This window comes from Campylobacter parajejuni, assembly GCF_046764905.1.
Classification (GTDB): Bacteria; Campylobacterota; Campylobacteria; order Campylobacterales; family Campylobacteraceae; genus Campylobacter_D.
This window is the reverse complement of the sequence record NZ_JBKORB010000001.1, coordinates 288,014-302,741: the sequence shown is the minus strand read 5'-3', so window position 1 is coordinate 302,741 and position 14,728 is coordinate 288,014. Positions and strand designations below refer to the sequence as shown.

Genomic DNA, 14,728 nt, shown 5'->3' with positions numbered 1-14,728 from the left:
AATAAAAATGAAATTTTATTAAATATTTGACAAGAATTTCGATACAATGACACGCAAGAGATTGGAAATTTAAAAAAAGTGTGAAATATGGCGGCTAAAATTTTACTTTTAGAAGATGATTTGAGTTTGAGTGAAATTATTGAAGAATTTTTGAGTGATGAAGGATATGAAGTGTCTTTGTGTGATAACGCACAAGAAGCTTTAAATTTGGCTTATGAAAAGCATTTTGATATTTGGATTTTGGATGTGAAAGTGCCTTTAGGAGATGGGTTTTCTTTGCTTAAAGAATTGCGAAAAAGCGGAAAACAAAGTCCGGCGATTTTTATGACTTCTTTAAATACGACAGCCGACTTAAAAGAAGGTTTTGAAGCGGGTTGTGATGATTATATCAAAAAACCTTTTGAACTTGCTGAACTTTCTATTCGTGTTAAAGCTTTGCTTAAAAGGGCTTTTTCTCATAAAAATGAAGATTTTGAAGATTTAGGCGATGGATTTAGATTTGAATTTACCTCGCAAATTCTTTATTGTAATGATAAGGCTTTAGCTTTGCCAAGCAAAGAGCTTAGGCTTTTGTCTTTGTTGCTTAAAAATAAAAATAATTTTTTAAGCGTAGAGAGAATTTTTGAAGAACTTTGGGATTACGATGAAGAGCCTAGTGAGCTGAGTTTAAGGGCTTATGTGAAAAATTTACGCAAGATTTTAGGGAAAGAAAAAATTATCAATCAAAGGGGTAGGGGATATTGCTATGGCTAAAAAGGTCATCAGGCAAATTTTACTCATTTACCTAACAACCACAGGTATTTTTTTGACTATTTTTTTTGCGTTATGGTATCAAAAATTATACGAAGAATTGATTATTTTAAAAGGAGTTTCTTTAAGAGAAAATCATAGAAATATTGTCATAAGCATTGTAAATTCCCGCTTTACTCCTATAAAGCTTAGTGCCAAAAGTATCGCTCAAAGCACTTCTTTGAAATTTGCCATATTTGATGCTAAAAAGATTATTTTTAGCAATATAGATTTTGACCCAAGAAAAGCACAGATAGAACTTAAGGGCAGGGGGATTTATGATGATAAGGTTTTTCTTCTTGCTCCTATGAGAACGGATTATTATTTTTTAAGACATAGTGGCAATGAAGAAGCAAGAGTTAATGATGGTTTGCAAATTTTAATACAAGGCGAAGACCTTAGCGGGGAGCTTTTTTGGATTAGGATGAAGGTTTTTGGCTTTGCGATTATGGCATTTTGCGGATTGGCTTTCATCGCTTATATTTTGGTAAAAATTGCCTTAAAACCCTTAGAAGATAAAATCATTACCCTTAACCGCTTTATCAAAGATTCAACGCATGAGCTAAATACTCCATTGAGTGTTATTTTAATGAGTATAGAGCAACTTGAGAAGCAAAATTTGGGAAATAATGCTAAATTTATAAGGATAAAACTTGCCGCAAAAAGCTTGTCTGGAGTGTATTCTGACCTTGTTTTTTATAATTTTCCTAATACCTTAGAAGCTAAAAGTCAAGAGCTTGATTTAAAATGCCTGCTAGAAGAAAGATTAGAATATTTTAAGCTTTTTTTTGAGCAAAAGAAAATCGCTTTAAGGCTTGATTTGTGTAAGGTGGATATTTTCGCACCTAAAAATCAAATTTCTAAATTAATAGACAATCTTTTAAGCAATGCAATCAAATATAATAAAAAAGGCGGAGAAATTGCTATAAAATTGCGAGAGAATTTTTTAAGCATTGCTGATACGGGTTGTGGAATTTCTAGCTCAAATTTAAAACATATTTTTGAACGCTATACTAGATTTAACAAGGAGCGGGGAGGTTTTGGCATAGGTCTTTCTTTGGTTAAAAAAATATGCGATGATAATGGTATTAAAATCACTTGCAAATCAGTGGAAAATCAAGGGAGTATTTTTGAGTTAAGCTGGAGTGCAAAGAAGATTTGAAAAAGGACAATAAAATTTTTGCATCCACTTGCTTGAAACTCTCTATAAACACTTTCTCATTTTATAATAGTTATTATCAATAAAAATTTATTTTTCTATAAAACAAATTTATTAGAAAAGCTTTATTATAGATATTTAATCTCATAAAATAAAATAAATTTTTGATAATTAATATTAAATTTATTAAATATAAAGTAGAATTTCACAATTTGCAAAGAAAGAAAATGAACCATGAAAAAAAGTTTGATTTATCTTATAGCTTTATGTTTGTCTTATACAGCTATGCAAGCTGTTTGTAAATATGCCGAAGAACAAAAAGAAGATAGGGCTGTGCCTATTGCTGCTTTAATAAGGCTTGGTATGGGTTATGGCATTTCGTATGCTAATGCACCAGGTGTTGCAGAGCAAACATACATAGGAAGACCACCTTGTAGGGGATGTCATTGACACACAATGATTTAAGCAATCTTTGTATCTTAATTTCACTTTTATTTTTAGAGTATATTTTGATAAATGCGAAGACTTTTAGGCAAATGACTCGCTTTGCAAATTTTTATGGCGTGATTATAGTATTGTCTTTTATCGTATCTTGGCAGATTTTTAATGCGTATTTTAATTTTCTTGTTTTTTTGATTTTATTTTTTGTATCTTATAAAATTTGGCAGTTTAAAAAGAAATAATCAGCAAGGAATTTGCTGATTATTCGTAGTAGGGCTTACATCATGCCGCCCATACCACCCATTCCTCCCATACCACTCATATCAGGCATAGCAGGTTTGTCTTCTTTGATTTCGCTAATGGTCGCTTCTGTGGTTAAAAGCATACTAGCTACTGAAACAGCGTTGAGTAGGGCTATTCTTTCTACTTTGACAGGGTCTATGATACCACTTTGTATCATATCTACATACTCGCCTTTTGCTGCGTCAAAGCCTATATTTTCATCCTTAGAATTCTCCACACCATTGACAACTACTCCTGCGTCAAATCCCGCATTTTCAGCGATTTGTCTTAAAGGCGCTCTTAAGGCTCTTTCCACAATCGCCGCACCTATGGCTTCATCGCCTTTTAAATCAAGTTTGATTTTTGATTTTGCTTTGATTAAAGCCGCACCGCCACCTATGACTATACCTTCTTCAACTGCTGCCTTAGTCGCACTTAAAGCATCATCAACGCGGTCTTTTTTCTCTTTCATTTCAGTTTCAGTTGCTGCACCTACCTTGATAAGAGCCACTCCGCCACTGAGTTTAGCTAGCCTTTCTTGAAGTTTTTCTCTATCATAATCTGAAGTTGTTTCAGCAATTTGAGCTTTGATTTGATTTACCCTAGCGTCTATGTTAGCTTTTTCGCCCGCACCATTGACTATGGTGGTGTTGTCTTTATCAATGATTACACTAGAAGCTTGTCCTAAATCTTGTATAGTCGCACTCTCAAGCGTTCTTCCAAGCTCTTCAGCTATCACTTCGCCCCCTGTTAAAATCGCTATATCTTCAAGCATAGCCTTTCTTCTATCGCCAAAACCCGGTGCTTTAACGGCTGAAATGTTTAGCACTCCACGCAATTTATTTACAACTAAGGTTGCAAGCGCTTCGCCTTCTATATCTTCAGCTATGATTAAGAGTGGTTTGCCTGTTTTTTGAATTTGTTCTAATACAGGTAATAAATCTTTTAAATTCGCAATTTTCTTATCAAAAAGCAGGATATAAGGATTTGAAAGTTCGGTAGTCATTTTTTCTGTATTGGTGATGAAATAAGGGCTTAAATAACCTCTGTCAAATTGCATACCTTCAACTACACTTAATTCATCATTGATAGATTTTGCTTCTTCAACCGTGATAACCCCATCTTTACCCACTTTTTCCATAGCATCAGCGATTAAACTGCCGATTTTTTCATCGGAATTTGCTGAAATTGTAGCAACTTGTGCGATTTCTTTTTTATCTTTTACTTCGCGAGAAAGCTTTTTAAGTTCCCCTACAATCGCTTCACAAGCCTTATCCATACCTCTTTTCACTTCGATAGGATTAGCTCCTGCTGTGATATTTCTTAAGCCTTCTTTAAAAATAGCGTGAGCCAAAACGGTCGCTGTGGTTGTGCCATCGCCTGCTTGGTCTGCTGTTTTGCTTGCAACTTCTCTTACAAGTGAAGCACCCATATTTTCAAGTCCATCTTTAAGCTCTACTTCTTTAGCCACACTCACGCCGTCTTTAGTGATAGAAGGAGCGCCAAAGCTTTTTTGGATTAAAACATTGCGTCCACGTGGTCCCATTGTAACCTTTACTGCATCGTTAAGTTTTTTAACACCTTCATAAAGTTTATTTCTTGCTTCATCTGAAAAAATAATTTCTTTTGCCATTTTTTATCCTTTTTTATTTTAAAATTCCTAAAATATCGTCTAAATTTAAAACCAAATACTCGCTATTGTCCAGTTTGATTTCCGTTCCGCCGTATTTAGCAAATACGATTTTATCTCCGTTAGCAATATCGCTCACTTCTTTGCTGACTGCTACGACTTCGCCCATTAAAGGTTTTTCTTTAGCATTATCTGGTATAATTATGCCCGAAGCTGTTGTTTTGGTTTCTTCTACGCGTTTTACTAAAACACGCTTTCCTAAAGGTTGAAAATTCATTTTGTCCATCCTTAAAAAATTGATTTGTTAGCACTCTTTAATTTAGAGTGATGAAATCATACTATAAAAAATGAATTTTGTCAATACTTTAAGTAAAAATATTTATAAAACTTTAGCTAAATAGACTAAAGTTTATTTATAAAATAAACTAAAGGATAAAAAATGAAAAAGTTTTTTTATGGTATCACGGCTTTTATTGCTCTGCTTTTAATTGCTCTTTATACCTTACTTTTTACAAGTTTTGGTAATGCTATGGTCGCAGATATTGCACAAAAAAAGCTTAAAGAAAACACAGGGCTTGATGTGAATATCACGCATTTTAATTTGCGTTTTTCAAGTCTTAATCTTAAGGCAAATCTTGCAAATATGGCTGATTTGAAGCTGGAGGGAAATTTAAGTCTTTTTAGGCTTGGTTTTGACTTGGATTATACCATCGCTTTAGACCAAAATTATGCTAAAAATTTGGGTTTAAATTTAAATCAAAACCTTGTTTTTAACGGCAAAATTCAAGGAAAAGCTAGTGATTTTGCATTGGACGGAAAGGGCTATTTATTTGGCTCGAATGTGCTTTTAAATGCTAGAATTTATGATTATTCTCCTATTGCTTTAAATTTAAATGCGAACGATATTCAAATTGCTGATTTGTTAGCGCTTTTTGGAAAAGGAACTTTGGCTAAGGGAACTTTGGATATAGCCAGTAAAATTTCAGCACAAGATTTAAAACCTGATGGAAATATTATCATAAAACTTGATACAAGTTATATCAACTATGAGCAAATAAAAAAAGATTTTTCTTTAGTTTTGCCTGAGAATTCCAATCCTAAGGCGGAAATTTTAGCCAATATTAAAAATGATAAAATTTATGCTATGAGTAAGATTTATAATGACTATCTTGTTTTACAAACTCAAAAAACTCTTTATGATATTCCCAAAAACGCTTTAAATACGGATTTTAATTTAAACATCCCTTCTCTTGCAAAGCTTGAAAAGCTTACAAAAACTAGATTAAATGGGAGTTTGGGTGTAAGTGGCGAAACTAGTATTGTAAATAATATTTTAACAAGTTTAAATGCTCAAATCATAGGACTTGGCGGGGAGGTAAAGGCTAACTTAGCTAATAATAAGCTTTTTGCAGATGTTAATAATGCAAGTTTAGAGAAAATATTAGCCCTTGCAGGATATGGAGGATTGATTAATGGCAACTTAAATGCCAAGCTTTCTAATGCGGATTTGGATTTTTCAAATTTTGATATTGAAGCTAAGATTAATAACGCAAAATTAAACACTAATGAGCTTAAAAAAATAGCTAAAATAGAGCTTCCAAATACAATTTTCACCCTTAATGCTAAGGCAAATGCCAAAAACAGCAATATTTCTTATAATGCCATCTTAGCTTCAAATTTGCTTAATATCAAAAAATTGAATGGAACTTATAATTTAAAAAATAGTGAGTTAAATGCAGATTTAAACGCTTTTATCGATGATTTATCCGCATTTAGTGCTATTGCTGGGCAGAATTTACAAGGCAAGGCAGAGCTTAATGCAAAAGCCCATATCTTAGACACTCAAATACAAAATTTAGACGCTAATGCAAAAATAGCAGATGGAACACTTAGAGCGATTTCAAAGGGTCAAAAGCTGGAATTAAACATTGATAAGCTCGATTTATCCAAGCTTTTTGTTATAGTGGGTATGCCAAATTATGCTAGCGGGATAATTAATGCTAAGGCTAACTTAGATAATATGGACTTTAATAAGCTCAATGGCAAGGTAAATTTACAGGCTAAGGGTATTTTAAATGCTTCGGTTTTAAGCAAAATATTGGATAAAAAATTCCCAGATAAAACAAATTATGATTTAAATGCTAAGGTTGATTTACAAAATAATATAGCTCAGTTTGAAACTAGCCTTCATTCTTCTTTAGCAAATCTTAATAGCCTTAAAGGAAGTTTTGATATTAATAAAAAGGTTTTAGATTCTGATTTTATCTTGGCTGTGAATGATTTTTCCAAATTAGGCTTTTTGCTAGATAGAAAGCTTAAGGGTAGGGCTGAATTTAATGGAAAAATAGGCTTTGATAAGAGTTTAAATGGGATTGTAAATAGCCCTAATTTATTTGAAGGAAAACTTAATAGCACACTTAAAGACAATCTTTTATTTGCCGAGTTAAGTGGGGTGGATTTAAGTAGCTTGGCTCAAGGTTTAGATTTTATGGATGTTTATCAAGGTAAGGCAGATGTGAAGGCAAATTATAATCTTTTAAGCGAAGAAGGAGAGGTAAATTTGGATATGAAAGAGGGTAAGTTAAAAGCTAATCTCATCACCAATGCTTTAAAAATTTTAACATTAAAAGATATTACAAATGATGTTTATCATACTGCTAATGCTAAGGCTTTGATTCAAAAAGAAAATATCAAACTTGACCTTAATATGCAAGCGGAGCGTTCTTATGTTTTAATTCAAGCGGGTGCTTTAAATTCTAAAAGCGGTGCTTTAAATTTACCTTTTGATATAAGGCTTGATAGGGCTAATTTTAAGGGAAGTATCACAGGAACTACGCAAAATCCTAAGGTTAATTTAAATGCGGGTAGTGTGTTAAATTCTATTAAAAATATAGTGGGTGGCGGTGCGAGTAAAGGTGATAGAGATAAGGGTGCTAAAGATACAGGAGATAAAGTTGATAAAGCGGTCAATAAACTACTCAATAAAATTTTTTAAGGCAAAAGATGTTTAATGGGCTTATAAGAGAAATCGCTTGGGTTAAATCCTATCAAAATCATATTTTAAATTTAAAAGCAAAATATCGTCCTAGGCTTGGTGATAGTATAGCGGTAAATGGGGCTTGTCTTAGTGTTACAAAGCTTTATGATGATGGTTTTGAAGTGGAGCTTTCTAGGGAAAGTCGCACTCATATAGCCTTAGAAAATTTAAAAGATAAGGTTCATATAGAACCGGCTTTAAGATATGGCGATAGAATTGATGGGCATCTTATGCAAGGGCATATTGATTTTATCGGCACGCTTGAAGACTTAAAGCAGGATGAAAATGGGGTGGATTTTTATATAGCTTTGCCTAGGGAAGCTATGAAATTTATGGCGGCAAAAGGAAGCGTAGGTGTAGATGGGGTTAGCCTTACTATCAATGAAGTTTTGCAAGATTGCATAAGGCTTACTATTATACCTATTACCTTTAGGGAAACTTTGTTTAAAGACTATAAAATAGGCAGGAAAATCAATATAGAAAGCGATTTACTTGCTCGTTATATTTATACACAAGTTAAGGATAAAAAACAAGGATTATCGTGGGAAGAGATAGAGAGAATTTCTTATCTGTATTAGACAATGATAGGGTGGGTATTTTTTGTGCTTATGATAAGGATTATAGTGCTTTTAGGGCTAAAATTTATGATGAAAATTTATTTTCTCATTTGGGTTTTAAAGACCTTAAAAAATGTATTTTTATGGAGCAAATTCATTCTAATAAAGTTTTAATTTATGATGAAAATTTAAAAGAACTTTGCTGCGATGGACTTGTAAGCAAAGAAAAAAACACCGCTCTTTGTGTTTTAAGTGCGGATTGTTTGCCCTTAATTTTATGGCACGAAAGTGGAATTATAGCAGCTTTGCATTCGGGTAGAAAAGGAAGTTTTGAAAATATTTTAAAAGAAGCTATGAGTCAAATTGCTACGCAAAATCCGCATTTAGACAAGATGAAATTTCATCTTTTTATTTTGCCCGGAATTTGTGCTAAAAACTATGAAATAGATGGAGAAATTTTAGAATTTGCTAAAAAAGAATTTAAAGAATTTGTTCAAGATAATAAACTTGATTTAAAGGCTTTAGTCCAATTTCAAGCACAAAATTTGGGTATAAAAAACATTAAAGATTGCGGAATTTGTAGCTTTGATGATAGGAGCTTTTTTTCTTATCGCCGTGATAAAACGCTTAAGCGTTTTGTAAGTGTAATTTATTTAAAGGGTTAAAATGTATGAAAGAAAAGATTTAAGGGTGTTAAAAATCGTTCAAAAAGCAAGGGAATTTGGCGATGGGGATTTGTTAAATGAAGCCTTGGTTAAGCAACTTGTTGATGGGGAATTTTTTGAAATTGAGAGCAAAGAAAAAGAAGAGCTTATAGGACTTTTAAATTCTTTAATCAATGCAAAAGATAAGGCATTATTAAGTAATTAAAATTCTATATAATTTTCAAAATCTTCTTCTTTTGGAGGATTGGGTTGATTAGAAGCTAAGGCTTGTTTAACAACTTGTTCATAAGTAGTTATAATACTTTTAAAATTCTCTTTAGCCTTTCCACTTAGTTCAGACTTAGCGATTTTTACAACGGATGCTGGATTGATGGCTTTGTTGTTTAAATACACTCCAAAATGCAAATGCGGACCCGTACTCATCCCTGTTGAACCCACATAGGCAATCACTTGTCCTTGATTGACTTTTTGCCCATTTTTAATCTTGGCAAAGCGGCTTAGATGACCATATAAAGTCATATAACCTGAGTCGTGTTTTATCTGAATGACATTTCCATATCCGCCTTTTGTGCCTACAAAGGTAATCACTCCTTTTCCAGCACTTTTCACAGGCGTTCCTGTAGGAGCAGCGTAGTCAATACCCAAATGCGCCCTGTATTTTTTAAGTATAGGATGATATCTTGCTGTTGTGAAAGAAGAAGAAATTCTAGTGTAATTAACAGGTTTTGTAAGCAAAAAAGATTCTAGTTCTTTGCCATCACGATCATAAAATATATCATTATAAGAAAAAACTTCTCTGGCATTTTTATTGATTTCTACCACTGCCATTTTGATATTAATATCCCCCCAAAGCTTTCCCATACGCCTTTTTTGTTCATAGTATAAAGTAACTTCATCGCCTTTTTGAATATTACGAAAATTTACACCTCCACGAAAAGCACGCACCATAGCCCTTGCTAGTGTGCTGCTTTTGCTTTCTTCATAGACATCTTGATAGGCAGAGCTTTTAAGGGTTAGATGTAAAATTCTATCTTCTTTTTGATAAGAGACAGGGCTAAAAGTAAGAGTGTATTGTCCATCTTTATCCTTATAAATGTGAATTTGCAAATCATCGCTAATAGGGATTAAAACCTGCTCTATATGATTGTTTTCATCTTTTAAAATTTGATATTTTGTTTTATAGGCTATATCAGAAGCTAATTCTTGGTCTTCCCTGTCAAGTTCGTAATAAAGCGACATAGGTATGGAATTTCTTTGTAAAAATTTAAGCAAAGTGTCTCCATTGTCCCAAGTTAGCTCTTCAACGCTTGAAATCGCAAAACTTTGGACAACAAAAATAAATAAAAGCAATAATTTTTTCATGAAATAACCCTAATTTTTAAAAGAATTTTGAAATTAAAAGCTTTATTTTACTTTATTTTTCTTACAATTGCTTAACAAAAAAGGATTATAATTTTAGAAATTTTTATTTAAGGAGCAAATTTGTTTAAAACTATAGTGTGTTTTTTAGCTTTAAACCTTGGTCTCTTTGCGGTTGGATTTGATTTAAAACCTATAAAAAGCGAACTTGTAAAGGTTGATGATATTTATGGCTTTATTAAAGATAGTGATGATATAAAACTTTATTCAAGTGGTGTGGTATTGCAGCGTTTTGAAAATTCACAAAGCATTATAGCTAGAGCCAGTGTTATAGCTAAAGAAGGGGGTTTGGCAAAACTAGAATTTAGTGTTTTTTCAGCCCTTAAGCAAGATGCCTTGCCTTTGCCAAATGTTTTACCTAGGGTAGGCGATGAGGTCGTTTTAAATTTTCTTTATGATAGAGGATTGGTAATTGCTCCTGATGAGCAAACTTATAACCAGCTTGTTAGAGAATTTCCACAAATATATTTTACGCATATTGATATTTTTGGGGCGCAACTCATTAGAAGTGCCACTCTTTCTCCTAAGCGTTCAGATTTTAGGCAATTTTGTGATGATAATGCAGTGGGTATTTTGCTTGTAGCCTTGGAAGAGAAGGCAGAAATTATAGATTGTCAAGATTTTAATAAGCTTTATGAAGTGCCTATAAGTAAGCCAAGCAGTGTTCAAGTTCCTTTTTATTCTCGTATAGGCGGATATAAAAGTAATTTTTTTGACTTTAATTCTCAAGAGATAGGGAATTATTATAGATACTATGATGCTTTAATCAATCTTTCTAAGGTTCAATAATTCATGAAGGACGAATTTAAGCAATATTTTAAAAAACTTTTAGGGGATGAAAATGCTTATTTTGACCCTATTCATCAAAGAGCTTATAGCTATGATGCGACAAAAAAACATTATTTGCCAGATGGTGTGCTTTTTCCAAGAAACGAAGAAGATATAGCTCAAATTTTAAAATTTTGTAATGAAAATAGCATTATAGTTATCCCACGCGGTGCGGGTTCAGGCTTTACGGGAGGGGCTTTGGCTGTAAGTGGTGGAGTGGTGCTTGCTTTTGAAAAGCATATGAATAAAATTTTAGAAATTGATTTGGAAAATTTAGTCGCTGTGGTGCAACCGGGTGTGATTAATATACATTTGCAAAAAGAAGTAGCCCAATATGGACTTTTTTATCCACCTGACCCTGCGAGTATGGAGTATTCAAGTTTAGGGGGGAATGTTAGTGAAAATGCTGGGGGAATGAGAGCAGCAAAATATGGTATTACTAAGGATTATGTTATGGCTTTAAGGGCTATTTTGCCTAATGGAGAACTCATTCGCGCAGGAAAACGCACCATCAAAGATGTAGCGGGTTATAATTTAGCAGGAATTTTAATTGCTAGTGAGGGTTCTTTGGCGGTTTTAAGTGAGCTTACTTTAAAGCTTATTCCTTTACCACAATTTAAAAAAACCGCTTTTGCTATTTTTCCGAGTGTAAAAAGTGCTATGAATGCTGTTTATAAAAGTCTTGCTAGCGGTGTAAGTCCCGTGTCTATGGAATTTTTAGACAATCTTAGCATTAGAGCAGTGGAGCAAAAATTTCAAAAAGGCTTACCCGTAGAAGCGGGTGCTATTTTGATTGCGGATGTGGATGGTAATGTAAAAGAAGCTGTGGATGAAGATTTGAAAAATTTAAAGCATTATTTTTTAGAAGCGGGTGCTCTTGAATTTAAAATAGCAAAAGACGAGCAAGAAGCTGCTGATATTTGGTTTGCTAGAAGAAATTGTTCTCAAAGCATAGCTTCGTATGGAACTTTAAAGCTTAATGAAGACATTACCGTGCCACGCTCTAAATTACCTGCTTTGCTTGAAGGCATAGATGAAATTTCAAAAAAATACGGATTTAAAATTCCTTGTTTTGGTCATACAGGGGATGGAAATGTGCATACTAATGTTATGGTAGTGGATAAAAACGACAAAGAGCAGGTAAAAAAGGGTTATGAGGCTGTGGAGGAGATTTTTAAGCTTACCATAGCTTTGGGCGGAACCTTAAGCGGAGAACACGGAATCGGGCTTTCTAAAGCACCTTTTATGAATTTAGCCTTTAGTGAAGCTGAAATGAATTTAATGAGAAATATTAAAAAAGCATTTGACCCCAATAACATACTCAATCCTTTTAAAATGGGACTTTAAGGCATTGAGAAAATTTTTTACTCTTTTATCGGCTTTGCGGGATAAGGAAATTTTAAACTACGCAGCGGCACTGAGTTTTTATACTATATTGTCTTTAATACCCATTTTATTCGTATGTTTTTCTGTTTTTACGCAAATTTCTAGCTTTAAGGCTTATTATGAAAAAGCCAAGCAAGTGATTTTTGCTTTTTTAATACCCACCCAACAAGATGTCGTTGCTGCGCATATTGATACCTTTTTAAAAAATAGTGTCAATTTAGGCATAGTAGGACTTATTGCTATGGCTTTTACTTCTTTAGCCTTTTTTTCGGGTTATGATTTTGTAATCAATCGTATCACAAAAAATGAGCCCAAGGGGCTTTGGCACAGCATTAGTTCTTATTGGACTCTTTTAACTCTTGTGCCTTTGGGGCTTGGGCTTAGTTTTTATATTTCAGGTTTTATTCAACAAACTTTAGATGATTATAAAATAGCTTTTAATTTTTTTGAAATTTTACCCTTTGTGATTATTTGGGCTTTGTTTTTTATATCTTATTCAAGCTCTGTTTATAAAGGAACGCTTAGGAGTTTAGCCCTTGTTTCCTTTGGAGCGGGTGCTATTTGGTATATAGGCAAGAATTTATTTGTATATTATGTGGTATATAATAAAACCTATGCCAGTGTTTATGGTTCTTTTTCTACCATACTTTTTTTCTTCATTTGGATTTATATTTCTTGGATTATTTATCTTTTTGGGCTTAAGCTTTATTTTTTTCTAAGCCACAATCATAATGAAGGGAATAAAATTCGCAAAAACACAAAAAAGAGCTAGAGCTTTAAAGCGTATAGAGCTTAAAGAAAGGCAAAGATAGCCTATAAAAATCCAAAAAGGAATATTTATATTTGTCCCATAAAGCTTAAATTTGAAAAATGTATCTAGGAGCAAATCGAGCAAAGAGCCGTAATTTATAAGATGTAAAAACAGCACCAAAGGATAAAATATGACAAAAATTCCACTAAGCACAATACCCAACAGCTGCTGATAGCTTATAAGTGGAAAAAAATAAAGCACGGGCAAAATCATAGCAAAAAAAGTCCAAATATTAAGCAAAATAATATTTGTAAGATTGTTAAAGTGCTTTGAAAAATGATGAAGATATAAAAAAATATAAAAAACACCTAAAATGGAAAATAAAAAGCCTACGCTAAACAAAAGTCTAGGATAAAGAGCCAAACAAAGACAAATGCTTATAAAGAGAGTGAGAAAATTGATAATTTTTATATTTTTACAAAGCAAATAAAAAACCCAAAAAGCCATAATTAAAGAACGAGTATAAGAAGGGATAAAGCCTATTAAATAAGCATAGGCTAAAAGCAAGATGAAAATTAAAATACTTAAATCAAAACGCAAATTTCTATAAGGAAAATATCTTTTTTGGAAAAAACCATAAAGGGGAGCAAGAATAAAAAAAATAAGGCTAAAGATTAAGCCTATATGATAACCGCTAATGGCTATAAGATGGGCTATTCCATAGTAATTGACATCCTTTCTGAGTTCTAAAGATACGCTTAAGCCAAAAAATAAAGCCCCGTAAAATTCACGCATTTTTTCATTTTGGTGCTGATTAAGAAAATAAGAAATAATTATATTTTGCTCCTTGTCTTTTAAGGGCTTAAAATCATAAGCAGGTGCGTAAAAATTTTTACTAAGATAGTCTTTGAAGCTGATATTATGCGTGATGATTTTAAGATTTATATATTGATTTTTGCTTAAATTTAAATCTTTAAAGCTTGTGGTGTAGAATGAAAAATCTTTGCTTTGTATTTTTAAAACCCAGTATTTTTTATTGTTTTTATTGTATTTTTCGTAGCTGTGAATGAGTCTTGCTTGTTCTATGAAATGATGTTTATTTTCTTTGAAAGTTAAAAAACGGTTATATTCTAAAAAAATATTAAAAACAAAAATAACAAGGGCAAATAAAAATAAAAAACGAACTTCCTTAAAAGCCACATAAAAAGAATTCCATAGGGGCATTATTTTTTGGAAAATTTAGCCAAATAAAGCCAAATTCCTAGTGCTAAGACGAGTAAAAACAAAGGCGGAGCATAAGGATAGGAGCCTAGCTCATTAAAGATTTTTTCGATGATATAGCCAAAGCTATAAGCTCCAAAGCCTAAAATAACAGCCCAAGCCAAACTCGCTAGGGTATTAATAAGTGCAAATTTCATAAAATTATATTTTGCTATACCTGCGGCTATGGGGATGAAAGTTTTTAAGCCATAAATAAATTTTTGAGTGATGAGTAAGATAACTCCGTGTTGTTTGGTTTTTATCATAGCAAGAGCGAGTTTGCGGCGATGTTTTTTAAAATAAGGCATAAGGTCTTTTTTATAGTATTTTCCAAGTATAAAAAGCAAGGTTGAACCCAAAGTATTGGCAATAAAAGCAAGGGCAATGCAAAGACTAAGCTCCATTTTGCCTTGAGAGCTTAATACCCCAGCGGCTAAAATTCCAACCATTCCACCCCCTAAAGAATAAAAAAATAAAACTATATAGCCGTATTGGATTAAAGTATCAATCATATCTTGCATAAA

16 protein-coding genes are annotated in these 14,728 nt (G+C 32.7%); 11 read left to right on the top strand and 5 right to left on the bottom strand.

The window, feature by feature from the left end; all coding sequences use genetic code 11:
- Positions 1-87 precede the first annotated feature (87 nt).
- From dccR to ACLL8X_RS01495, 4 genes are all read left to right on the top strand, one after another.
- Positions 88-753 carry a two-component system response regulator DccR gene (gene dccR / locus ACLL8X_RS01510; RefSeq protein WP_411989184.1) on the top strand — a complete coding sequence of 222 codons (666 nt, stop codon included), beginning with the start codon at positions 88-90 and terminating at the stop codon, positions 751-753.
- Complete coding sequence (gene dccS / locus ACLL8X_RS01505; RefSeq protein WP_411989183.1) at positions 746-1,951, top strand: two-component system sensor histidine kinase DccS; 1,206 nt, start codon at positions 746-748, stop codon at positions 1,949-1,951. Before dccR ends, dccS begins: the two co-directional genes overlap by 8 nt.
- 231 nt (positions 1,952-2,182) lie before the next feature.
- Entirely contained in the window at positions 2,183-2,398 is a 216-nt protein-coding gene (locus tag ACLL8X_RS01500) for a hypothetical protein (RefSeq protein ID WP_411989182.1), read from the top strand.
- Entirely contained in the window at positions 2,389-2,631 is a 243-nt protein-coding gene (locus ACLL8X_RS01495) for a sodium:pantothenate symporter (RefSeq protein ID WP_411989181.1), read from the top strand. Before ACLL8X_RS01500 ends, ACLL8X_RS01495 begins: the two co-directional genes overlap by 10 nt.
- Positions 2,632-2,666: 35 nt before the next feature.
- Here ACLL8X_RS01495 and groL read toward each other — a convergent pair whose 3' ends face one another.
- Together groL and groES are read right to left on the bottom strand one after the other, a co-directional pair.
- Positions 2,667-4,304 (bottom strand): chaperonin GroEL, encoded by a 1,638-nt coding sequence (groL, locus tag ACLL8X_RS01490; protein ID WP_411989180.1) that lies wholly within the window; start codon positions 4,302-4,304, stop codon positions 2,667-2,669.
- Positions 4,305-4,317: 13 nt separating this feature from the next.
- Positions 4,318-4,578, bottom strand: a complete 261-nt coding sequence (gene groES / locus ACLL8X_RS01485; RefSeq protein WP_411989179.1) for a co-chaperone GroES — start codon at positions 4,576-4,578, stop codon at positions 4,318-4,320.
- A 162-nt stretch (positions 4,579-4,740) separates the two neighbouring features.
- On the opposite strand from groES, the gene ACLL8X_RS01480 reads away from it, so the two are divergent.
- From ACLL8X_RS01480 to ACLL8X_RS01465, 4 genes are read left to right on the top strand one after another with little or no spacing between them, the layout of a single operon-like run.
- Positions 4,741-7,296, top strand: coding sequence for a translocation/assembly module TamB domain-containing protein (locus tag ACLL8X_RS01480; RefSeq protein ID WP_411989178.1), 2,556 nt, complete (start codon positions 4,741-4,743; stop codon positions 7,294-7,296).
- 8 nt (positions 7,297-7,304) lie between these two features.
- Entirely contained in the window at positions 7,305-7,916 is a 612-nt protein-coding gene (gene ribE / locus ACLL8X_RS01475) for a riboflavin synthase (protein ID WP_411989177.1), read from the top strand.
- Complete coding sequence (locus ACLL8X_RS01470) at positions 7,880-8,560, top strand: purine nucleoside phosphorylase YfiH/LACC1 family protein (RefSeq protein ID WP_411989176.1); 681 nt, start codon at positions 7,880-7,882, stop codon at positions 8,558-8,560. The genes ribE and ACLL8X_RS01470 overlap by 37 nt, the downstream gene beginning before the upstream one ends.
- A 1-nt stretch (position 8,561) precedes the next feature.
- Positions 8,562-8,765 (top strand): hypothetical protein, encoded by a 204-nt coding sequence (locus ACLL8X_RS01465; protein ID WP_411989175.1) that lies wholly within the window; start codon positions 8,562-8,564, stop codon positions 8,763-8,765.
- On the opposite strand, the gene pgp5 is transcribed toward ACLL8X_RS01465, so the two are convergent.
- Positions 8,762-9,922, bottom strand: coding sequence for a peptidoglycan metallopeptidase Pgp5 (gene pgp5, locus ACLL8X_RS01460; protein WP_411989174.1), 1,161 nt, complete (start codon positions 9,920-9,922; stop codon positions 8,762-8,764). The genes ACLL8X_RS01465 and pgp5 overlap by 4 nt on opposite strands.
- A 120-nt stretch (positions 9,923-10,042) precedes the next feature.
- Between pgp5 and ACLL8X_RS01455 the strand changes: the two genes are divergently transcribed.
- Genes ACLL8X_RS01455 through ACLL8X_RS01445 form a run of 3 tightly spaced genes read left to right on the top strand, consistent with a single transcriptional unit; the run spans position 10,043 to position 12,965 of the window.
- Positions 10,043-10,768 carry a plasminogen-binding N-terminal domain-containing protein gene (locus tag ACLL8X_RS01455; RefSeq protein ID WP_411989173.1) on the top strand — a complete coding sequence of 242 codons (726 nt, stop codon included), beginning with the start codon at positions 10,043-10,045 and terminating at the stop codon, positions 10,766-10,768.
- Between the two features lie 3 nt (positions 10,769-10,771).
- The gene (locus ACLL8X_RS01450) at positions 10,772-12,154 is read left to right on the top strand and encodes an FAD-linked oxidase C-terminal domain-containing protein (protein WP_411989172.1); all 1,383 of its coding nucleotides are present in this window, start codon (positions 10,772-10,774) and stop codon (positions 12,152-12,154) included.
- Positions 12,155-12,158: 4 nt separating this feature from the next.
- Complete coding sequence (locus ACLL8X_RS01445) at positions 12,159-12,965, top strand: YihY/virulence factor BrkB family protein (protein ID WP_411989171.1); 807 nt, start codon at positions 12,159-12,161, stop codon at positions 12,963-12,965.
- On the opposite strand, the gene ACLL8X_RS01440 is transcribed toward ACLL8X_RS01445, so the two are convergent.
- Positions 12,909-14,168 (bottom strand): ComEC/Rec2 family competence protein, encoded by a 1,260-nt coding sequence (locus ACLL8X_RS01440; protein ID WP_411989170.1) that lies wholly within the window; start codon positions 14,166-14,168, stop codon positions 12,909-12,911. The two genes, ACLL8X_RS01445 and ACLL8X_RS01440, sit on opposite strands and share 57 nt — an antisense overlap.
- Entirely contained in the window at positions 14,168-14,725 is a 558-nt protein-coding gene (locus ACLL8X_RS01435) for a DedA family protein (protein ID WP_411989169.1), read from the bottom strand. Before ACLL8X_RS01435 ends, ACLL8X_RS01440 begins: the two co-directional genes overlap by 1 nt.
- Positions 14,726-14,728: the final 3 nt, after the last annotated feature.